Origin of the sequence: Streptomyces sp. NBC_01176, assembly GCF_045039825.1 — a bacterium.
In the GTDB taxonomy this organism is placed as follows: domain Bacteria; phylum Actinomycetota; class Actinomycetes; order Streptomycetales; family Streptomycetaceae; genus Streptomyces.
On sequence record NZ_CP108600.1, the window covers coordinates 8,342,850 to 8,362,748 of the forward strand.

The 19,899-nt window shown below is 70.9% G+C and carries 19 protein-coding genes; 10 read left to right on the plus strand and 9 right to left on the minus strand.

All coding sequences use genetic code 11. The annotated features are described in order from the left end of the window. The first annotated feature begins 40 nt into the window (after positions 1–40). A complete protein-coding gene (locus OG199_RS36340) occupies positions 41–895 on the plus strand; it encodes an oxygenase MpaB family protein (protein ID WP_405833044.1) in 855 nt (284 codons plus the stop codon). On the opposite strand, the gene OG199_RS36345 is transcribed toward OG199_RS36340, so the two are convergent. Then, entirely contained in the window at positions 872–1,405 is a 534-nt protein-coding gene (locus tag OG199_RS36345) for a PadR family transcriptional regulator (RefSeq protein ID WP_405833046.1), read from the minus strand. The genes OG199_RS36340 and OG199_RS36345 overlap by 24 nt on opposite strands. 174 nt (positions 1,406–1,579) lie before the next feature. On the opposite strand from OG199_RS36345, the gene OG199_RS36350 reads away from it, so the two are divergent. After that, on the plus strand, positions 1,580–2,338 hold the full coding sequence (locus tag OG199_RS36350; RefSeq protein ID WP_356800416.1) for an alpha/beta hydrolase: 759 nt from the start codon (positions 1,580–1,582) through the stop codon (positions 2,336–2,338). Between the two features lie 4 nt (positions 2,339–2,342). Here the strand turns inward: OG199_RS36350 and OG199_RS36355 are convergent, their stop codons facing one another. Beyond that, on the minus strand, positions 2,343–2,942 hold the full coding sequence (locus OG199_RS36355; protein ID WP_405833048.1) for a class I SAM-dependent methyltransferase: 600 nt from the start codon (positions 2,940–2,942) through the stop codon (positions 2,343–2,345). A gap of 152 nt (positions 2,943–3,094) precedes the next feature. On the opposite strand from OG199_RS36355, the gene OG199_RS36360 reads away from it, so the two are divergent. The 5 genes from OG199_RS36360 to OG199_RS36380 all read left to right on the plus strand — a co-directional run bounded on the left by OG199_RS36360 (position 3,095) and on the right by OG199_RS36380 (position 8,191). Continuing rightward, positions 3,095–3,868: an MHYT domain-containing protein gene (locus tag OG199_RS36360; protein ID WP_405833050.1), complete on the plus strand. Its 774-nt coding sequence runs from the start codon at positions 3,095–3,097 to the stop codon at positions 3,866–3,868. 59 nt (positions 3,869–3,927) lie between these two features. Further along, entirely contained in the window at positions 3,928–6,483 is a 2,556-nt protein-coding gene (locus tag OG199_RS36365; protein ID WP_405833052.1) for a nitrate- and nitrite sensing domain-containing protein, read from the plus strand. Then, complete coding sequence (locus tag OG199_RS36370; protein WP_405833054.1) at positions 6,480–6,941, plus strand: roadblock/LC7 domain-containing protein; 462 nt, start codon at positions 6,480–6,482, stop codon at positions 6,939–6,941. Before OG199_RS36365 ends, OG199_RS36370 begins: the two co-directional genes overlap by 4 nt. Then, complete coding sequence (locus OG199_RS36375; protein WP_356800421.1) at positions 6,938–7,333, plus strand: DUF742 domain-containing protein; 396 nt, start codon at positions 6,938–6,940, stop codon at positions 7,331–7,333. The genes OG199_RS36370 and OG199_RS36375 overlap by 4 nt, the downstream gene beginning before the upstream one ends. 252 nt (positions 7,334–7,585) lie before the next feature. Beyond that, complete coding sequence (locus OG199_RS36380) at positions 7,586–8,191, plus strand: ATP/GTP-binding protein (RefSeq protein WP_356800422.1); 606 nt, start codon at positions 7,586–7,588, stop codon at positions 8,189–8,191. A 167-nt stretch (positions 8,192–8,358) separates the two neighbouring features. Here the strand turns inward: OG199_RS36380 and OG199_RS36385 are convergent, their stop codons facing one another. Then, positions 8,359–8,787 carry a PPOX class F420-dependent oxidoreductase gene (locus OG199_RS36385; RefSeq protein ID WP_356800423.1) on the minus strand — a complete coding sequence of 143 codons (429 nt, stop codon included), beginning with the start codon at positions 8,785–8,787 and terminating at the stop codon, positions 8,359–8,361. Between the two features lie 92 nt (positions 8,788–8,879). Here OG199_RS36385 and OG199_RS36390 point away from each other — a divergent pair, with 92 nt between their 5' ends. Beyond that, on the plus strand, positions 8,880–9,293 hold the full coding sequence (locus OG199_RS36390) for a roadblock/LC7 domain-containing protein (RefSeq protein ID WP_356800424.1): 414 nt from the start codon (positions 8,880–8,882) through the stop codon (positions 9,291–9,293). Between the two features lie 124 nt (positions 9,294–9,417). Next, positions 9,418–10,452, plus strand: coding sequence for a DUF6397 family protein (locus tag OG199_RS36395; protein WP_405833056.1), 1,035 nt, complete (start codon positions 9,418–9,420; stop codon positions 10,450–10,452). A gap of 29 nt (positions 10,453–10,481) precedes the next feature. On the opposite strand, the gene OG199_RS36400 is transcribed toward OG199_RS36395, so the two are convergent. Together OG199_RS36400 and OG199_RS36405 are read right to left on the minus strand one after the other, a co-directional pair. Continuing rightward, positions 10,482–11,348: an acyl-CoA thioesterase II gene (locus tag OG199_RS36400; RefSeq protein WP_356800425.1), complete on the minus strand. Its 867-nt coding sequence runs from the start codon at positions 11,346–11,348 to the stop codon at positions 10,482–10,484. Between the two features lie 19 nt (positions 11,349–11,367). Beyond that, complete coding sequence (locus OG199_RS36405) at positions 11,368–13,881, minus strand: DUF3516 domain-containing protein (RefSeq protein ID WP_356800426.1); 2,514 nt, start codon at positions 13,879–13,881, stop codon at positions 11,368–11,370. Positions 13,882–14,026: 145 nt separating this feature from the next. Here OG199_RS36405 and OG199_RS36410 point away from each other — a divergent pair, with 145 nt between their 5' ends. Continuing rightward, positions 14,027–14,821 carry a metal-dependent hydrolase gene (locus OG199_RS36410; protein WP_356800427.1) on the plus strand — a complete coding sequence of 265 codons (795 nt, stop codon included), beginning with the start codon at positions 14,027–14,029 and terminating at the stop codon, positions 14,819–14,821. Between the two features lie 143 nt (positions 14,822–14,964). Here the strand turns inward: OG199_RS36410 and OG199_RS36415 are convergent, their stop codons facing one another. From OG199_RS36415 to OG199_RS36430, 4 genes are all read right to left on the minus strand, one after another. After that, entirely contained in the window at positions 14,965–15,240 is a 276-nt protein-coding gene (locus OG199_RS36415; RefSeq protein WP_405833059.1) for a type B 50S ribosomal protein L31, read from the minus strand. Between the two features lie 42 nt (positions 15,241–15,282). Then, positions 15,283–15,753: a DUF5709 domain-containing protein gene (locus OG199_RS36420; RefSeq protein WP_405833061.1), complete on the minus strand. Its 471-nt coding sequence runs from the start codon at positions 15,751–15,753 to the stop codon at positions 15,283–15,285. A 330-nt stretch (positions 15,754–16,083) separates the two neighbouring features. Beyond that, on the minus strand, positions 16,084–17,865 hold the full coding sequence (locus OG199_RS36425) for an ABC transporter ATP-binding protein (RefSeq protein WP_405833063.1): 1,782 nt from the start codon (positions 17,863–17,865) through the stop codon (positions 16,084–16,086). Next, positions 17,862–19,748, minus strand: a complete 1,887-nt coding sequence (locus tag OG199_RS36430; RefSeq protein WP_405834779.1) for an ABC transporter transmembrane domain-containing protein — start codon at positions 19,746–19,748, stop codon at positions 17,862–17,864. The genes OG199_RS36425 and OG199_RS36430 overlap by 4 nt, the downstream gene beginning before the upstream one ends. Positions 19,749–19,899 lie beyond the last annotated feature (151 nt).

The window sequence follows — 19,899 nt, forward strand, 5'->3', positions numbered from 1 at the left end:
CTCGGTGAAGCGCTACGAGCGACTCGAGCGGATCCGGCGGATGGACCCACGCGAAGAGGCGTCGGAGATCTACCGGCTCAGCTCCGTCTACGAATTCCCCTGGGACTTCACCCGCGCCCTGGAACTGGCCCTCTACCGCACGTACGCAGTCCCCGGCATCGGCCGGCTGCTCGCCGAGACGGCGGAGCTCACCGACCACACGCAGAAGCGGTACGACGACACCGCGCTGCTTCTGGACACCGTCGTCGAGCACGGCTTCGACTCCGACGAGGGGCGTACCGCGATCCGGCGCATCAACCAGATGCACCGCAGCTACGACATCAGCAACGCGGACATGCGGTACGTGCTCTGCACCTTCGTGGTCGTGCCCAAACGGTGGATCGACGCCTACGGGTGGCGCAGGATGTCGCGGCACGAGATCGTCGCGTCCGCCGTCCACTACCGCACTCTGGGGCGGCACATGGGCATCGAGGGCATCCCGGAGACGTACGAGGAGTTCGAGGCGTGCCTCGACGCCTACGAAGAGGCCCATTTCGGGTGGGACGAGGGCGCGCGTCGCGTCTCCGACGCGACCCTCGGCCTGATGGCCTCCTGGTACCCGCGCCCCCTGGCGCCCCTGCTCCGCGCCTCGACGCTCGCGCTGCTCGACGAGCCACTGCTGCGGGCGTTCCGGTACGAGCCGCCGGGTGCTGCCACCCGCACGCTGGTCCGCCGCGCGGTACGGGCGCGCGGCCGTCTGGTCCGGCTGCTGCCGCCCCGCAGGGCCCCGCACCACGCACGACAGAACTGGGAGATCAAGAGCTACCCGAACGGCTACCGCGTAGCCGAGCTGGGCACGTGTCCGGTGCCGGGCGTGCGCGGCTGCCCCGCCTCACCCGTCACTCGCGTCGAGTGAGTCGATCGTGGCCCGCAGCCAGGACAGTTCGGCCACGCTCGTGGCCCGCGAGATGGTGAGGATGCCGCGCCTGAAGGGGTCGTCCAGCTCCTCGGCGCGCAGCGGCCGGTCGCCTTCGTAGAAGAAGCTCGCCGGCTCTTCCAGGAAGGTGAGCCTGCGCCGCAACACCGAGGCCTGCGCCGCGGGGTCCTCGAGATGCCTCAGGAATGCGAGCACCGTGAACCAGCGGTTCTCGTCGGTGATGTCGCTGCGCGCGGGTTCCGCGAGTCGGCGGCGCAGTGTGCCTTTGCCCTCCTCGGTGAGGGTCAGGACATGGCGGGGGGCGGCCACGGCGCCCGGCTCCGTCGTCCGCGCCAGCATGCCCGCCTTCTCCAGCCGCTTGATCGCGGGATACAGCGTGCTCTCGGCGACGGGTTTCACGTGCCCGGTCAGCGCGGTGATGCGCTTGCGGAGTTCGTAGCCGTGCAAGGGGGAGTCGTACAGAAAGCCGAGGATGGCCAGTTCCAGCATGTCCCGCATTGTGTCGCACGGGCGCTGTACGTCGGCCCGTCAGTACCTCGGCGCCGCCATGTCCCACTCCGTCGCTGTCGAGAGAAAGTGATGCATCGGAACCGGAATACCTCGGAGTCGATGTATCCTCTTCGGGATGTCGAGAACGACGAAGCGGCTCCAGGAGGAGAAGCGATGAAGCAGGCAGAGTTCGACGGCAAGGGAAGTCGGATCCGCTGGACGGAAGCCGCGGGCGCGGATCCGGCCCGGGTGTATGTGCACGGCCTGGGATCGGCCTCGACGGTCTACAACGCCCACATCGCCGCCCGGCCCGAACTGGCGGGACGTCGGTCCCTGTTCGTGGACCTGCCGGGTCATGGCATCAGTGACCGGCCCGCGGACTTCGCCTACACCCTGGAGGATCACGCCGACGCGCTGGCCGCCGCTCTGGACGAGGCCCGTGTCACGGCGGCGGAGCTCGTCGCCCACAGCATGGGCGGCGCCGTGGCCATCGTGCTCGCGGACCGCCGACCCGACCTCGTGTCCAGGCTCGTCCTCGTGGAAGCGAATCTCGACCCGTACCCTCCGGGCGTGGTGGGCGGCAGCGGCATCACCTCGTACTCGGAGCGGGAGTACGTCGAGAACGGCGGCCACGCGCGCGTGCTCGACAAGATCGGCCCCACCTGGGCCGCCACGATGCGACTCGCCGACCCGCTCGCCCTCCACCGGACCGCGACCGGACTCGCGCGCGGCACCACGCCCACGATGCGTCGTCTCCTGGAGAGGTCGACGGCGGCCCGGGTCTACCTCCAGGGGGAACTGAGCGGCGAACTGGACGACAGGAAAGGGCTGGAGGCCGCAGGTGTGCGCGTGGTGACCGTACCCGGAGCGGGGCACAACATCATGTTCGACAACCCCGACGCCTTCGTGGCCGAGGTCGCCGCGACGGCCTGAGGTCTCAGCCCCGTTGTACGGCGAGCGCCAGGAAGCGGGCGTCCTCGTCGACGTACGACGTCATCTCCCATCCGGAACCCGCCAGTAGAGGCCGCAGATTCGCCTCCGCGCGCAGATCGTCCGGCGTGATTCGGCGACTCTGGCGGGCCGCGAGCGCCGCCCGGCCGATCGGATGGAACAGCGCCAGCATGCCGCCGGGACGCACCACCCGCGCCAACTCCCGCAGATTCGACTCCGGGTTCGGGAGATGGGCGACGAGTCCCGCGCCGAACACGGCGTCGAGCGATCCGGTGCGCAGCGGCAGCGCGGCGACGTCGGTGAGCAGCAACTGCCCCTCGCGGTCCCGCCCGGCCCGTACGGCGGCTGCCAGCATCGCCGGCGTCAGATCGGCCCCGATGACCACTCCGGACGGTCCCACGGCCGCTCGCAGCGGTGGCAGGGCGCGCCCGGTGCCACAACCCGCGTCGAGTACCCGGTCGCCCTCGCGCAGGCCGAGTTCGGCCGCCGCCGCCGCGTACGCGGGCCCGTCGTCGGGAAACCTGACGTCCCAGTCGGCGGCTCGCGCCGTGAAGAACTCCCGGACGTGTGTGTGGTCGTCGCTCATGTTCCGCATGATCCCGCACCGACACGAAGGACGACACTGCGCACACGTTCGAGCGTGACACGATCGCTCGCCTGCCTCTCTGCGTCATATTGCAACACCTTTCGAAATGCGCCCACTTTGTGCGCCTCTACCCGGGCTAACGTCCGTGGGCCATGGGACACCTGGACCACGCCGCCTTCGGCTGGCTGACCCCCGTGCTGTCGTACGCGATGGCCTGTACCGGCGCCGCTCTCGGGCTGCGCTGCACGGTCCGCGCGCTCGGCGCCACCGGACGATCGCGCCGCAACTGGCTCCTCGCCGCGGCCTCGGCCATTGCCACCGGCATCTGGACGATGCACTTCGTGGCGATGCTCGGGTTCGGCGTCAGCGGCACGGAGATCCGCTACGACGTCCCGCTGACCATCCTGAGTCTGCTCGTCGCCCTGGTCGTCGTGGGCGCGGGCGTCTTCGCCGTCGGGTACGGCCGCGACCGGGGGCGTGCGCTCGCCCTGGGCGGACTCACCACAGGGCTCGGGGTCGCGAGCATGCACTACCTCGGGATGGCCGCGCTGCGGCTGCACGGCTCCGTGCGCTACGACCCGTTGCTCGTCGGACTCTCGGTGGTGATCGCCGTGGTCGCGGCGACCGTGGCCCTGTGGGCGGGGCTCAACATCAAATCGCCTGTCGCGGTCGTCGGGGCCTCACTCGTCATGGGAGGCGCCGTGAGCAGCATGCACTACACCGGAATGCTGGCGGTGAGCGTCCGCGTCAACCCCTCCGGCCAGGCTCTTCCCGGGGCCACGGTGATGCAGTTCGTCTTCCCCCTCGCCGTCGGCCTCGGGTCCTACCTCTTCCTGACATCGGCGTTCGTCGCGCTGTCACCCACGGCCCACGAGCGCGAGGCATCCGCGGCGGCCCAGCGGCCGGTCGAGAGCGCCGCGCGCTGACCACGGTCCCGGACGAGCCGACCGCCCGGAACGCCCCCGAATCATTGAGTGAGGAGGCCATGCGTACACCCCGTACAACCCCCGCACCCGGCGCCGAGTCGCCGTCCCAGGCTCCGGCGCGTGGCCGTCGTGCCCATGCCGGCCCGCCCGCCGAGGAACACGGCCGCCCCGACGAGGACGCCGGCGGGAAGGGACCCGAGGCGAGTCCGCGCCCCGAGGCGATCCCACGTCGCGCGGGTCGTTGGAGTCCACGCCCCCGCACCGTGCGGGCCAAGATCATCTGTCTGTTGATGGTGCCGGTCGTCTCGCTGTTCGCGCTGTGGGCGTATGCCACGGTGAGCACGGCTCAGGACATCGCGCGACTGCGACAGCTGCAACGCGTGGACTCCATGATCCGTGTTCCGATCGACGACGCCGTCACCGCGTTGCAGGCCGAGCGGGCGGCGTCCGTCCGCTACGCGACCGATCCGGACTCCGAGCGGCAGAGCGACCTCAGGGCGCTCGCGGAACGCACCGACCGCGCGGTGGCGAAACTGCGGCTCGGCGACCGCAACACCGTCGCCGACGGCGCCGACCTGCCCGCCGGGGCGGCCGGGCGCCTCGACTCCTTCGTCACCGGAGCGGAGGACCTGCGAACGCTGCGCAGCGCCGTACGAGAGCGCCGTACCGGCTGGGACGAGGCCTACGGGCAGTACACCAAGGCCATTTCGACGGCCTTCGCGGTGACCGGCTCACTCACCAGCGTCCAGGACCCGGGTCCTGGATCCGAGGCGCGCGTGCTCCTCGAGTTCACGCGGGCGGGGGAGGCGCTCGCGCAGGAGGACACAGTGCTGTCCGGCGCGCGGCTCGCGGGCACCCTGGACGGCGAACGACTGCGGCTGTTCACCGGAGCCGTGGCCACCCGCCGTGCGCTGACCGACGCGTCCGTCACGGATCTGCGGGGGGCCGACCAGGCGTCCTGGCGCGACCTCATGGGCGGTGGTGCGTACGCCGCCGTGGGCGCCGTCGAGGACAGGGCGCTCGCGTCCCGGCCGGGCACCACCGCCATGGCCGCCGCGCCGGAAGACGACTGGAACGCGGCTCACGCGCGCGTGCGTGACGCCATGCGCACGATCGAGGCCGGCGCGGGCCGAGGTGTCGAGGGCCGGGCCTACCCGCTGAGCCGCGGTCTGCGGACGCCCGCCGGCGCCGCCGTCATGTTCGGTCTCGCCGCCGTCGCCGCGTCACTCGTCATCTCCGTACGCATCGGCCGCGGCCTGGTCGTCGAACTGGTGGCCCTGCGCAACAGTGCCCTCGAGATCGCCCGGCGCAAACTCCCCGACGCCATGCGCAAACTGCGCGCGGGGGAGGAGATCGACGTCCGGGCCGAGGCCCCGTCGGGGCCGCCCTCCGAGGACGAGACCGGTCAGGTCGCGGAGGCCCTGAGCACCGTCCACCGGGCCGCCCTGCGCGCCGCGGTCGAACGCGCGGAACTCGCGAGCGGAATCTCCGGAATCTTCGTCAATCTTGCCCGTCGCAGCCAAGTCCTCGTGCATCGCCAACTGAGCCTCCTGGACAGCATGGAGCGCAGGTCCGAGGATCCGGACGAACTGGGCGACCTCTTCAGGCTCGACCACCTCACCACCCGTATGCGGCGCCACGCGGAGAACCTCATCATCCTCTCGGGTGCGGCTCCCGGCCGGGCCTGGCGCATGCCGGTCTCCCTGACGAACGTGGTCCGCGCGGCCGTGTCCGAGGTCGAGGACTACGCGCGCGTGGACGTGCGGCAGTTCCCCGAGACGTCCGTCATCGGCGCCGCTGTCGCGGACCTCACGCACCTCCTCGCGGAAGTCGTCGAGAACGCCGCGCAGTTCTCACCGCCGCACACCCATGTCCGTATCACCGGTGAGCCGGTCGGCAACGGCTACGCACTGGAGGTCGAGGACCGGGGGCTCGGGATGGGCAAGGAGACGCTCGACAAGGCCAATCGGCGCATCGAGGAGACCGAGACGCTCGACCTGTCCGACAGTGACCGTCTCGGTCTCTTCGTGGTCAGCAGGCTCGCCGCCCGGCACGACATCAAGGTGCACCTGCGGACCTCGCCCTACGGAGGCACCACCGCGGTCGTCCTGCTTCCCACGGCGCTGCTGCAGCCAGGTTCGGCGGAGCGGTCCCCTCGCAGGGCGGACACCGAAGGGCCCGCGGAACGCGAGTACGCGCGCGTGTCGGCCGCCCCCGAAAGGGACGCCGTCCAGGCGCCCGCCGAGCGGCCCGTCCTCGTGGCCCCCGTACAGGCCGCCGTCGAAGCACCCGTGGACACCACCCCCGAAACACCGCCACCTGGAGTCACCACCTTGCGGCTGCACCGCACTCCGGAAGCCACCGACGGTGACGACGGCCTCCCCAAACGCGTGCGGCAGGCCAGCCTCGCACCCCAACTGCGCGAAGAGCGCCCTGAGGAGCCGGCCCATGCGCCCGGTCCCCGGAGCGGGGACACCCGTACCCCCGAACTCGTACGGGACCGTATGACGGCCTACCGCGACGGGTGGGCGCGCGGCAGCGGCCGGACATCCGGTCCCGGCGGCACCTCAGCCCCCGACGCGGGTGGCGACAGCGGCGAAGGAGACCCCGCGTGATTCAGGACCCGAGCCTGCGGGCTGCCCAGAGATCCGGCGAGCTCGACTGGCTGCTGGACGACCTGGTGCTCCGTGTGGCCGAAGTACGGCACGCGGTGGTGCTGTCGAACGACGGGCTGGCGGTGGGCGCCTCCACCGACCTCGGCCGCGCGGACGCCGAACACCTGGCCGCTGTCGCCTCCGGCTTCCACAGTCTGGCGAAAGGCGCAGGCCGTCATTTCGGTGCCGGAGGCGTACGCCAGACGCTGGTCGAGATGGACGACGGCTTCCTGCTCGTGGCGGCAGCGGGCGACGGCTCGTGTCTCTCCGTCCTCACCGCCGCGACGGCCGACATCGGGCTGGTGGCGTACGAGATGGCACGGCTGGTCAAGCGCGTCGGCGAGCACCTCCACGCACCTCCGCGCGCCGCCGGGCAGCCGCCCGCCGCCGGATCGGCCGAGGAAGGGCGATACGGATGAGCGAGGGCGTGGCGGGCAGCCAGTGGTACGACAACGAGGCGGGGCCCCTCGTCCGCCCGTACGCGATGACGGGTGGACGCACCCAACCCGGCCCCACCGGGGTGCGCTTCGACCTGATCGCTCTGGTCACCCTCGAAACGGGCGCACCCGGGGCCGACGACGACTCGCTTCTCGGGCCGGAGCACCGCCATCTCATCGACCTGTGCCGTGTCGAGACCCAGTCCGTGGCCGAGCTCGCCGCGGACACCGACCTGCCGGTAGGCGTGGTCAGAGTGCTGTTGGGCGACCTTCTGGAACGCGGCCGCGTCACGGTCAGCCGCCCGGTGCCGCCCGCACAACTGCCCGACGAGCGGATCCTCCACGAGGTGATCGAAGGGTTGAGGGCGCTCTAGATGAACGATGTCGGCCCGGCCAGTACCCGCTTTTGCCCGCTTCCGGACGCCGAACAGCCCGCGAGACGGTCGCAACGGTCCATTAGCGGTCCGTTCCCTCGTGGGGGAGGCGCAGTTGCCATGATGCTGACTTCGCGCACCCGCAGACATGTATCGAATGCACCGAAGCGCCCGCCACGCACCTGGGTTTCACCACACCGCGTGCGGACGGGCCATGCCGACCCTTGTCGGCACTCCCGAGGGAAGTGATCGATGGTCTCCGAGAACTCCGACGCCTCGGCCGCCGAGTCGTCCGCGCTGGCATTGAAGATACTGGTCGCCGGTGGGTTCGGCGTGGGGAAGACCACCCTGGTGGGCGCGGTCAGCGAGATCCGGCCGTTGCGCACCGAGGAACTGCTGAGCGAGGCGGGCCAGTCGGTGGACGACACCGAGGGTGTGGACCGCAAGTCCACGACGACCGTCGCCATGGACTTCGGCCGCATCACCATCCGGTCCGGTCTCTCCCTCTACCTCTTCGGCACCCCGGGCCAGGACCGGTTCTGGTTCCTGTGGGACGAACTGTCGCTGGGCGCGCTCGGCGCCGTCGTCCTCGCGGACACCCGGCGACTCGAGGACTGCTTCCCCGCGGTGGACTACTTCGAGCACCGGCACATCCCGTTCGTGGTGGCCGTCAACTGCTTCGCGGGCGCCCGGGCCTACGGAGCCCAGGACGTGTCCCGCGCCCTCGACCTCGACCGGGGCACGCCGGTGGTGCTCTGTGACGCCCGTGACCGGGACTCCGGCAAGGAGGTGCTGATCCGGTTGGTGGAGTACGCCGGGCGGGTGCACACCGCCCGGCTGCTCGACTCCGTCGGATGAGACCGCCGAGTCGCCGGAGACCCACGGACGAAGGGATCCAGGGGGTGTCGTTCGGAACAGGCAGGCATTCGCGGGGCGGTCGGCCACAGGACACCGCCTCTCGCAGTCAGCCTGATCCGAACGACGAGATCCGCGTCGACCTGCCGTACACGGCCGTGCCGCCTGGCCTACTCCGCCACCGCGGAGTAGGCGAGGATCTTGTCGATCCGCACCCGTACGAGGAGTTCGCCCGGGACTCCATTGCGTTTCCCGAACTCCTCCGCCCGCTCCGCCCCCATGTAACGACCACCGATGCGGGCGGCCCAGCGGCGCAACTCGTCCGGGTCCTCGGACAGTTCGGCCCGGCCTTCCAGCACCACGAAGTCGAACGGCGGCCGGTCGTCGTCCACGCAGAGGGCGACCCGGCCGTCACGGGCCAGGTTCCGCCCCTTCACGGTCTCCTTCGAGGTGTTGAAGATCAGGTCGTCGCCGTCCAGCAGGAACCAGATCGGCGCCACGTGCGGACTCCCGTCCGCCCGGACGGTCGACAGCTTTCCGGTGCGGGTGCCGTGCGAGACGAAGGCCCGCCATTGCTCGTCGGTCATCTTCTGTGCCATGCCCCCATCCTCCTTGCCCGGAGGGCGGCCGTGGGGAAGGCTGGCTGGTCGAATCCTCCGGTCAGGGGGAGACACGACACGGGGAGACGGACATGGAGCAGAACACGCGACTCGGCTGGCTGCTGGACGATCTGACCGCGCGCGTCGAGCACGTCCGGCACGCGTTGGTGCTCTCCAACGACGGGCTGGTGACGGGGGCGAGTACGGGACTTCGACGCGAGGACGCCGAACACCTGGCGGCGGTCTCGTCGGGTCTGCACAGTCTGGCCAAGGGGTCCGGCCGTCACTTCGGCGCCGGTCAAGTGCGGCAGACGATGATCGAGTTCGACGAGGCGGTCCTCTTCGTCACCGCGGCCGGAGACGGCAGTTGCCTGTGCGTTCTCAGCGCCGCCGAGGCCGACATCGGCCAGGTCGCCTACGAGATGACGCTGCTGGTGAACCGTGTCGGCGAACACCTGCGGGTGGACACGCGCCAGCCGGAGCGATCCCCCTCATGGGACTCCTGACCTGCGGAGATGTGTCGCCGCGGAGTTATCCACAGGCGCCCCACGAGATCGTCCGGACCGGCTACGGTTTTTCTCGAAGCAAGCGCACACCGGCGCGAGCACGTACTCCACGGGGGAGACCGTCATGTCCGGTAACACCGTCACGCAGTCCGCCAGTTGGTCGCTCGCCCGCGCCGCCCGGGAGCTGGAACTCAGGCGCGGCGAGTTCGACCTGGCCGTGCACCTCGGATACGTACGCACCGTTCCCGACGAAGGGGGAGGGGGACGCCGGGTCGCCCACGCGGAGATCGACCGCGTGCGTTCCCAAGAGGACTTTCCCGAGGCGCTGCGAGAGCGCGTCAAGGCTGTAGGTACGACAGAGGGCGCCGCCCTCCTGGACATTTCCACCGCCAGGTTCACACGCCTCGCACGTCTGGGTCTCGTGGTGCCGGTCAAGCTCTACCTCAACCGCTACAGGGCCGTGGTCTGGCTCTATCTGGCCGAGGAACTGCGCCGGTTCCCGGCCGACCGGCAGAACGCTCCCCTGCTCAGGGGCCGTACGCCCGAGGGACTCCGTGACCAGCTGCAGGCCGGCCTGGACCTCCGGCCCCGCAACTGGCGGGGGCGGCACATGGGATTCCTGCTGCGCCAGGCCGACGGTCCTTGGGCGAGGGCAGCGGTCGTGGCCTCCCTGCTCGACCCTGCCCAGGTGGCGGAGGTCGTCAGAGATCCGTACGAGCGCGCCTGCCTGAACCGCTTCCGCCCCGAACGCCCCTCCCACGGCGCGCCGGACTCGCCTGCCGCGCACCTCTTCTCCCGGATCATGACAGCCGAGGATCCCGACGAGATCAGCTGGCTCCGCGCCGACCTGGGGCAGGCCGTCGCCGAGGCCCGAGAGACGCACCCCGCACCGCGTCCGACGCCGAGGGCCGAGCCCGGCGTCGTCCTGGAACCGGCCGGATCGTCCCCGGCCCCTTCATCCCCGGTGGCGTCTCGGCCGACCGTTCCAGCTGCGGCTGCCTTCGCTCCCGCTGTCCAGGCGTCGGCCGACGCCGCACCGGCCGGCGCTCCGACGGTGGCCTCGTGGCCGCAGACAGCCACTCCCGAAGCTCCGCCGTCGTCCGAGGAGCGCGGGCGGCCGGGCGGGCTGCTCGGCTGGTTGCGCCGCAGAAGCACCTGACGATCTGACGGACCGTCATCGTCACATCGCTACAGCGCCCGGAACAGACCCTCCTGGACGACGGAGACGAGCAGGCGTCCCTTGAGGTCGTAGATGCGTCCGCGGGCCAGCCCTCGCCCGCCGGTCGCGATGGGCGACTCCTGGTCGTAGAGGAACCACTCGTCCGCCCGGAACGGCCGGTGGAACCACATGGCGTGGTCGAGGGAGGCCATGTCGAAGCCACGCGGCCCCCACAGCGGCTCCACCGGGATGCGGACGGCGTCCAGGAGCGTCATGTCACTCGCGTACGTCAGAGCGCACGTGTGCACGAGCGGGTCGTCGCCCAGCGGTCCCACGGCCCGCATCCACACAGCGCTGCGCGGTTCCGCGTCCTTGATCTCGTTCGGCGTCCAGCGCAGCCGGTCCACGTACCGGATGTCGAACGGCTGGCGGCGCGCCATGCGTTCCAACGCCTCCGGAAGCGTGCCCAGATGCTTGGTGATCTCCTGCGGCAGCGTCGGCAGCGACTCGGGGTCGGGGACTTCGCGAGCCGGCGGCAGTTGGTGCTCGAAGGTCCCTTCCTCAGGCTTGTGAAAGGAGGCGGTGAGATTGAAGATCGTGCGTCCCTGCTGCACGGCGGTGACACGCCGCGTGGTGAAAGAGCGCCCGTCCCGGACCCGTTCGACCTGGTACACGATCGGCACACCGGGTCTGCCCGGACGCAGGAAGTACGCGTGCAGCGAGTGCACCGGGCGGTCGCCGTCCGTGGTGCGCCCGGCGGCGACCAGCGCCTGGCCCGCCACCTGGCCGCCGAAGACACGCTGCAGCGACTCGTCCGGGCTGCGGCCGCGGAAGATGTTGACCTCTATCTTCTCCAGGTCGAGCAGGTCGACGAGTCTCTCGGCAGGGTTTGTCATGTGTGGGATTCTCCTGTGCTCACAACTGGCCGACGTCGGTGACCTTGACGACGGCACGGCCCTCCGCGTCGGACGCCGTGAGGTCGACCTCCGCGCTGATGCCCCAGTCGTGGTCACCGTTCGGGTCGGCGAAGGTCTGACGGACGCGCCACAGGCTGTTCTGCGGCTCCTCCACGATGGACAGCAGCTTGGGGCCGCGGGCGTCCGGGCCGGTGCCGAGGTCCTCGTACTCGTCCCAGTACTTGTCCATCGCCTCACCCCACGCATCGGCGTCCCAGCCGGAGTCGGCGTCCAGGGCGCCCAGCTCGTCGACGTTGTCGAGCGCGGCGAGTTCGACGCGGCGGAACATCGCGTTGCGGACGAGGACACGGAAGGCGCGGGCGTTCGCCGTGACCGGTTTGACCTGGTCGGCCTTCTCCTGGGCCTCCTCGGCCGTCATCTCCTCCGGGTTGGCGAGCTGCTCCCACTCGTCCAGCAGGCTGGAGTCGACCTGGCGCACCAACTCGCCCAGCCAGGCGATCAGATCCTCCAGGTCCTCGGACTTGAGGTCGTCCGGGACGGTGTGTTCCAGGGCCTTGTAGGCGCTGGCCAGGTAGCGCAGGACAATGCCCTCGGTGCGGGCGAGCTCGTAGAAGGAGACGAACTCGGTGAAGGACATGGCGCGTTCGTACATGTCACGGATCACGGACTTCGGCGACAGCGGATGGTCGCCGACCCACGGGTGGCTCTTGCGGTAGGTGTTGTAGGCGTGGAAGAGCAACTCCTCCATCGGCTTGGGGTACGACACGTCCTGGAGCCGCTCCATGCGCTCCTCGTACTCGACGCCGTCCGCCTTCATCGCGGCCACGGCCTCGCCCCGGGCCTTGTTCTGCTGGGCCGCGAGGATCTGCCGCGGGTCGTCCAGCGTGGACTCCACGACGGACACCATGTCCAGGGCGTAGGACGGGGACTCGGGGTCCAGGAGGTCGAACGCGGCGAGCGCGAACGTCGACAGCGGCTGGTTGAGCGCGAAGTCCTGCTGCAGGTCGACGGTGAGACGCACGATGCGGCCCTCGGCGTCCGGGGTGTCCAGCTTCTCGACGATGCCGCCGTCGAGGAGCGAGCGGTAGATCGCGATCGCCCGCCGGATGTGCCGCAGCTGCTGCTTGCGCGGCTCGTGGTTGTCCTCCAGCAGATGCCGCATCGCCTCGAAGGCGTTCCCGGGCCGTGCGATGACCGACAGAAGCATGGTGTGGGTCACCCGGAAGCGGGAGGTGAGCGGCTCCGGTTCGGAGGTGATGAGCTTTTCGAAGGTGTTTTCGGTCCACCCGACGAAGCCCTCGGGAGCCTTCTTGCGCACCACCTTGCGACGCTTCTTCGGGTCGTCGCCGGCCTTGGCGAGAGCCTTCTCGTTCTCGATCACGTGCTCGGGCGCCTGCGCGACGACGTAGCCCGCCGTGTCGAAGCCCGCCCGTCCGGCGCGTCCCGCGATCTGGTGGAACTCGCGCGCACGCAGCGTACGTACGCGATTGCCGTCGTACTTCGTCAGCGCGGTGAACAGCACGGTGCGGATGGGGACGTTGACGCCGACGCCAAGGGTGTCCGTGCCGCAGATGACCTTCAGCAGGCCGGCCTGGGCCAGCTTCTCGACCAGTCGCCGGTACTTGGGGAGCATGCCGGCGTGATGGACACCGATTCCGTGGCGTACGTAGCGGGAGAGGTTCTGGCCGAACTTGGTGGTGAACCGGAAGTTGCCGATCAGCTCGGCGATCTGGTCCTTCTCCTCCCGGGTGCACATGTTGATGCTCATCAGTGCCTGCGCCCGCTCCACGGCCTGCGCCTGGGTGAAGTGCACGATATAGACCGGGGCCTGCCTGGTCGCGAGCAGTTCGGTGAGCGTCTCCGTCATCGGGGTCAGCTCGTACTCGTAGGAGAGAGGCACGGGCCGGGTCGCCGAGCGGACCACCGAGGTGGGGCGGCCGGTACGCCGGGTGAGGTCCTTCTCGAACATCGACATGTCGCCGAGCGTCGCCGACATCAGGATGAACTGCGCCTGGGGCAGTTCCAGGATCGGGATCTGCCACGCCCAGCCGCGGTCGGCCTCCGCGTAGAAGTGGAACTCGTCCATCACGACCTGGCCGACATCGGCGTGCTTGCCGTCCCGCAGCGCGATGGAGGCCAGCACCTCGGCGGTACAGCAGATGACGGGCGCGTCGGCGTTGACGGAGGCGTCGCCGGTGAGCATGCCCACGTTCTCGGTGCCGAAGATCTTGCACAGCTCGAAGAACTTCTCCGAGACGAGCGCCTTGATCGGTGCCGTGTAGAAAGTGACCTCGTCCCGGGCGAGCGCGGCGAAGTGCGCGCCCGCGGCGATCATGCTCTTCCCCGAGCCGGTGGGGGTCGAGACGATCACGTTCGCCCCCGAGACCACCTCGATCAGCGCCTCCTCCTGGTGGGGATAGAGGGTGAGACCACGTTCCCCGGCCCACGACTCGAAGGCTTCGTAGAGGGCGTCGGGATCTGCGGTCTGCGGCAGCTGATCGATAAGGGTCACGCCCCCATCTTGCCTGTCGACCCGCTCGATGGGGGAATCGGATGTCCGGCTGAAGATCACGAACGTTACGCTGTGGCACCGGCGAAGCGTCACGGTACGCGGGCAACTGGACAGCGGCACAAGTGGAATGGGGCGGGGAACGGCCATGATGGGACCAGCACACTCACTGTCGGGGGCCGCGGCCTGGCTCGGTGTCGGGGCGGCGGCCGCCGCCACCGGTCACACCATGCCCTGGCCGGTGCTCCTCGTCGGGGCTCTGATCTGCGCGGGGGCCGCGCTCGCCCCCGACCTGGACCACAAGGCGGCGACCATCTCGCGGGCCTTCGGGCCCATCTCCCGTGGGGTGTGCGAGATCGTCGACAAGCTCTCGTACGCGGTCTACAAGTCGACACGCAAGGCCGGCGACCCGCGGCGCTCCGGTGGCCATCGCACGCTGACGCACACCTGGCTGTGGGCGGTGGTGATCGGCGCCGGGTCCTCGGTGATAGCCATCACCGGTGGGCGCTGGGCGGTCCTGGCGATCCTGTTCGTGCACATGGTGCTCGCGATCGAGGGGCTGCTGTGGCGGGCCGCGCGCGGGTCCAGCAGCGACGTCCTGGTCTGGCTGCTGGCCGCGACCAGCGCCTGGATCCTCGCCGGGACCCTGGACAAGCCGGGCAACGGCTCGGACTGGCTGTTCACCGCTCCCGGCCAGGAGTACCTGTGGCTCGGCCTGCCGATCGTCCTGGGCGCGCTGGTGCACGACATCGGGGACGCGCTGACGGTGTCCGGCTGCCCGATCCTGTGGCCGATCCCGCTCGGCCGCAAGCGCTGGTACCCGATCGGCCCGCCCAAGGTGATGCGCTTCCGGGCCGGCAGCTGGGTCGAGCTCAAGGTGCTGATGCCGGTGTTCATGCTGTTGGGCGGGCTGGGCTGTGCGGCGGCGCTGAACTTCATCTGACCGACGACCGGGGGAGCACCGCGTCCGGCGACGACGGAGCTCCCGCACTCGGTGGACGTGGCGCTCCCGCACCCGGTGGATTCGACGCTCCCGCACCCGGTGGATGCGACGTCCGCGCTCCCGGCGGTGACGGTCTCAGGGCCTCACGCCCTGTCTTCCTTGTCCCCACCCGGTCCGGAGCTCCCGTAGCGCTTCTCGAACTGCGCGATGCGGCCCTCGGTGTCCACCGTCCGGGCCTTGCCGGTGTAGAACGGGTGGCTCTCCGAGGAGATCTCGACATCGACGACCGGGTAGGTCTCGCCGTCGTCCCACTCGATGGTCCGCTCGCTCGTCGCCGTGGACCGGGTGAGGAAGGCGAATCCGGCGGCCCGGTCCCGGAAGACGACAGAGTGGTAGTCGGGCTGCTTCTCCTGCTGCATGGGTGCTCCTCGCGTGGGAAGGGCAGGCCGGGGAGGGCCCGGTCAGCCGGACAGGGTGTCCTCGTCGACGATGTGCATCGCGGCTTCCTCGGCGGAGGCCGCGGCGCCGTCGATGCCGACGTCGGTGGCGATCAGCCCGCTCTCGTCGTCCTCGTGCGCTCCTTCGGCCGGGGCGACGAGACGGCCGGAGCGCACGTCTCCCACCTCGTTGTCCAGGGGCTCGCCGTCCCCGTCCTGGTAGTCGCCGATGCCGTCGCCGTCGGGCTCCACGACGTCGGGCAGCTCTTCCGCGAGGCGCTGGTCCAAGGTCTCGCCGTGCCTGCGCTCGGAGGCGGTCACCCCCGAGTGCTCCACCGCCCACGGCCGCTCCGGCGGGGACCAGCCCCGGTCGAGCGGGTCACCCACACCGTCGGCGTCCAGGGTGTCCTCGACGTCGAGCAGCCCCGCGTCGTCCTGCACCTCGGATCCGTCGGGCTGGTAGACGTCGTCTCCCCATCCGTCGGCGCTCTCCACGGGTACCTCCAGGTGATGCGGGTGAGCCCGGTCCCACCACCCTCGACGGCGGGCACGGCCACTGGACACCGGCCCCGCCCCGCACGAACCGGGTGGTTCCCGGACGCTCCCCGAATCGGTGCCGACATCCAGCCTTCCACTCCGGTTCGGCACCGCGCAACGCCACAGGCTCCGCCGCGGGACGGACCCGTCCACGGAGCGAGGCCGCGGACACCGGCGCGACGGCCCCGCCGGAACGGCGCCGGCCGCTCCACCGGGTTCCCCGCAGGCGCTCCTGACCGCACCGGCGCGACCCGCGCATCCGCGCCGCGTCGCTCGGGCAGGACCACCTCATCCGTGCCAGGACCTCCACAGAGCCGCGTAGGCGCCGTCCGCAGCGACCAGCTCGTCGTGACTGCCCAGCTCACTGATCCGGCCGTTCTCCACGACGGCGATGACATCCGCGTCGTGGGCGGTGTGCAGCCGGTGGGCGATGGCGACGACGGTGCGCCCGTCGAGGACGCGCGCCAGCGAGCGTTCCAGATGACGGGCCGCGCGCGGGTCGAGGAGCGAGGTCGCCTCGTCCAGCACCAGCGTGTGCGGATCGGCGAGGACCAGCCGGGCCAGCGCGATCTGCTGGGCCTGCGCCGGGGTGAGCGCCAGCCCGCCCGAACCGACCTCGGTGTCCAGGCCGTCACCCAGAGCCCCTGCCCAGCCGTCGGCGTCGACCGCACCCAGGGCCGCCCACAGTTCGGCGTCGGCCGCTCCCGTCCGGGCGAGCAGCAGGTTGTCGCGCAGGGAGCCCACGAAGACGTGGTGCTCCTGGTTGACCAGGGCCACGTGGGTACGGACCGCCTCCGCGGGCATCCGCGAGAGTTCGGCGCCGCCGAGCGTGATGCGGCCGTCCCTGGGGGCGTAGATCCCGGCGAGCAGCCTTCCCAGCGTGGACTTGCCCGCACCGGACGGGCCGACCAGCGCGAGCCGGGTGCCCGGCGCGACCTCCAGGGAGACCTTCCGCAGCACGTCCACGCCGGCGCGGTAGCCGAACCGCACCTCGTCCGCGTGCACGTCGCGCCCGTCCGGCATCACCTCCGGATCGCCGGCGGCCGGTTCGATGTCCCGGACGCCGACCAGCCGCGCGAGCGAGACCTGGGCGACCTGCAGCTCGTCGTACCAGCGCAGGATCAGGCCCACCGGGTCGACCAGCATCTGGGCGATGAGCGCGCCCGTCGTCAGCTGACCCACATCGATCCAGCCCTGCAGGACGAAGACCCCGCCGATCATGAGGACCGAGCAGAGGACCGTGACATGGGTGAGGTTGACGACCGGGAAGAGGACCGAGCGCAGCCACAGGGTGTAGCGCTCCCAGGCCGTCCACTCCTTGATGCGGCGTTCGGACAGGTCGATGCGGCGCTCGCCCAGGCGGTGCGCCTCGACGGTGCGTCCGGCGTCCACGGTCTCGGCGAGGGCGGCGGCGACGGCGGCGTAGCCGGCGGCCTCCGAGCGGTAGGCGGCCGGGGCACGCTTGAAGTACCAGCGGCAGCCGACGACCAGCAGGGGGACGGCGACCAGGACCGCGGGGGCGAGGGGTGGTGCGGTGACGGCCAGCCCGCCGAGCAGCAGTACGACCCACACCACGCCGATGGCGAGCTGGGGCACGGCTTCGCGCATCGCGTTGGCGAGGCGGTCGATGTCGGTGGTGATGCGGGACAGCAGGTCGCCCGTGCCGGCCCGTTCCAGCACGCCCGGCGGCAGCCCGACCGACCGGATGAGGAAGTCCTCGCGCAGGTCGGCGAGCATGCGTTCGCCGAGCATGGCGCCGCGCAGCCGCACCTCGCGCACGAAAACGGCCTGGATGACGAGCGCGGCGAGGAACAGCGCGGCGGTGCGTTCCAGGTGGAGATCCCGGGCGTGGTCCGAGACCCGCTCGACGACCGCGCCCAGCAGATAGGGCCCGGCCATCGAGGCGACCACGGCCACCGTGTTGACGGTGACGAGCAGCAGGAAGGCCCGGCGGTGCCGTTGGAAGAGTTCGGTGACGTAGGCGCGTACGGTCGAGGCGGCGCCGACGGGCAGGGTGTTCGCCGTCGTCGGGGCCGCCGGGTCGTACGCCGGTGGCGCCAGGCCGATCATGCGGTTTCCTCGATTTCTTCCAGTTCGTCGATCTTGCTGGTCCTGCCGAGCTCGTCGAGCTTGTCGAGCTCGTCGATCCTGTCGAGCCCGTCCGTGGCGTCGGAGGTGTCGGAGGTTGCGACGCCCGCGTCTCCACCGTCGGCGGCGGCTTCCTCGTCCGTCTCCCGGGTGACCACCGCCCGGTACCGCGGTTCGCCGAGCACGAGCTCACGGTGCACTCCGACGGCCGCGACCTCGCCCTCGTGGACGAGTACGACCCGGTCCGCGTGGTCCAGGAGCAGTGGTGAGGAGGTGAAGACGACCGTCGTGCGTCCGGCACGCAGGGCGCGGACACCGTCGGCGATCCGCGCCTCGGTGTGCGAGTCGACCGCCGAGGTCGGCTCGTCCAGGACCAGCACGCCGGGGTCGGTGACCAGCGACCGGGCCAGGGCCAGACGCTGGCGCTGGCCGCCCGACAGGGAGCGTCCGCGCTCGGTGATGCGGGCGTCCATCGGGTCCTCGGCGTCGACCGAGCCCTGCGCCAACGCGTCCAGGACGTCGCCGCACTGCGCGGCGGCCAGCGCCTCGGCCGCGCTCACCTCACCCGAGGACGGCACGTCGAGCAGCTCGCGCAGCGAGCCGGACAGCAGCACCGGGTCCTTGTCCTGGACGAGGACGGCCGTGCGGGCCGAGCCGAGCGGCAGGTCGTCGAGCGGTACGCCTCCCAGGAGCACGGAGGTGCCCTCCACGGAAGGGTGGCCCCCCAGGCGCTCGGCGAGCACGCCCGCCGCGTCCGGGTCGCCGCAGACCACGGCGGTGAGCCGCCCCGCGGGCGCGAGAAGCCCGGTGACGGGGTCGTACAGATCGCCGCCCGGCACCTCCGCCGCGCGGGACCCGCCACTGTCCGTGGCGCGCTCGAGGGACAGCACCCGGGCGGCGCGCTTGGCGGACGGACGCGAGAAGGAGTACGCCATGGCGATCTCCTCGAAGTGCCGCAGCGGGTAGGTGAGCAGCATGACCGTGCTGTACACGGTGACCAGCTCGCCGACCGTGATGCGGCCGTCGCGGGCCAGGTGCACGCCGTGCCAGATGACGGCGATCATGAGCAGGCCGGGCAGCAGCACCTGGACGGCCGAGATCAGCGACCACATCCGGGCACTGCGCACGGCTGCCCGGCGGACCTCCTGGGACGCGCGGCGGTAGCGGTCGAGGAACAGTTCCTCGCCACCGATGCCGCGCAGCACGCGCAGACCCGCGACGGTGTCCGAGGCCAGTTCGGTGGCGCGTCCGGCTTTCTCACGCTGGAAGTCGGCGCGCCGGGTGGCGCGGGGCAGCAGCGGCAGCACGGCGAGCGCCAGGACGGGCACGCCGACGGCGACGATCACGCCGAGCGCCGGCTGGTAGACGACCAGGCCGACGCAGACGAGGACGACGGTCAGCGCGGCCGCCGCGAACCGCGACAGGGCCTCCACGAACCAGCCGATCTTCTCGACGTCGCCGGTGGAGACGGCGACGACCTCGCCCGCCGCGACGCGCTGCGTCAGCGCCGAGCCGAGCTGGGCGGTCTTGTGCGCCAGCAACTGCTGGACGCGTGCGGCGGCGGTGATCCAGTTGGTGACCGCGGCCCGGTGCAGCATGGTTTCGCCCAGCGCGATGCCCGCACCGCACAGCCCCATCAGTCCACCGGCCAGAGCGAGTCGCGTGCCGGATCCGTCGACGACGGCCTGCACGGCCAGGCCCACACAGAACGGGAGCCCGGCGACGGCGGCGAAGTGCAGCAGCCCCCAGGCCAGGGCCTTGAACTGGCCGCCCAGCTGATTCCGGCCGAGCCACCGCAGGAATCGGGGGCCGGAGCGGGCATCCGGCACACCCGGGTCTGGATAGGGAAGGTCTTGAATCTGCATGACGTCCCAGTGGCTCGTGTAGGGGGTGGGTTCGGGGGTGAGGGGAAGCCGCAACGTTTCGGCGACCAGGCCGGTCGCGGAGGCCGGCAGCAAACCGTGAAAGGTTCGCGGCAGGGAGCAGTCCGAAGCAAGCGGTTTTTTCTGTTGGGAC

Coding starts and splice junctions, on each gene's coding strand:
- OG199_RS36340 (WP_405833044.1), top strand. CDS start 41: ATGGACCCACGCGAAGAGGCGTCGGAGATCTACCGGCTCAGCTCCGTC.
- OG199_RS36345 (WP_405833046.1), bottom strand. CDS start 1,405: ATGCTGGAACTGGCCATCCTCGGCTTTCTGTACGACTCCCCCTTGCAC.
- OG199_RS36350 (WP_356800416.1), top strand. CDS start 1,580: ATGAAGCAGGCAGAGTTCGACGGCAAGGGAAGTCGGATCCGCTGGACG.
- OG199_RS36355 (WP_405833048.1), bottom strand. CDS start 2,942: ATGAGCGACGACCACACACACGTCCGGGAGTTCTTCACGGCGCGAGCC.
- OG199_RS36360 (WP_405833050.1), top strand. CDS start 3,095: ATGGGACACCTGGACCACGCCGCCTTCGGCTGGCTGACCCCCGTGCTG.
- OG199_RS36365 (WP_405833052.1), top strand. CDS start 3,928: ATGCGTACACCCCGTACAACCCCCGCACCCGGCGCCGAGTCGCCGTCC.
- OG199_RS36375 (WP_356800421.1), top strand. CDS start 6,938: ATGAGCGAGGGCGTGGCGGGCAGCCAGTGGTACGACAACGAGGCGGGG.
- OG199_RS36380 (WP_356800422.1), top strand. CDS start 7,586: ATGGTCTCCGAGAACTCCGACGCCTCGGCCGCCGAGTCGTCCGCGCTG.
- OG199_RS36385 (WP_356800423.1), bottom strand. CDS start 8,787: ATGGCACAGAAGATGACCGACGAGCAATGGCGGGCCTTCGTCTCGCAC.
- OG199_RS36390 (WP_356800424.1), top strand. CDS start 8,880: ATGGAGCAGAACACGCGACTCGGCTGGCTGCTGGACGATCTGACCGCG.
- OG199_RS36395 (WP_405833056.1), top strand. CDS start 9,418: ATGTCCGGTAACACCGTCACGCAGTCCGCCAGTTGGTCGCTCGCCCGC.
- OG199_RS36400 (WP_356800425.1), bottom strand. CDS start 11,348: ATGACAAACCCTGCCGAGAGACTCGTCGACCTGCTCGACCTGGAGAAG.
- OG199_RS36410 (WP_356800427.1), top strand. CDS start 14,027: ATGATGGGACCAGCACACTCACTGTCGGGGGCCGCGGCCTGGCTCGGT.
- OG199_RS36415 (WP_405833059.1), bottom strand. CDS start 15,240: ATGCAGCAGGAGAAGCAGCCCGACTACCACTCTGTCGTCTTCCGGGAC.
- OG199_RS36425 (WP_405833063.1), bottom strand. CDS start 17,865: ATGATCGGCCTGGCGCCACCGGCGTACGACCCGGCGGCCCCGACGACG.
- OG199_RS36430 (WP_405834779.1), bottom strand. CDS start 19,748: ATGCAGATTCAAGACCTTCCCTATCCAGACCCGGGTGTGCCGGATGCC.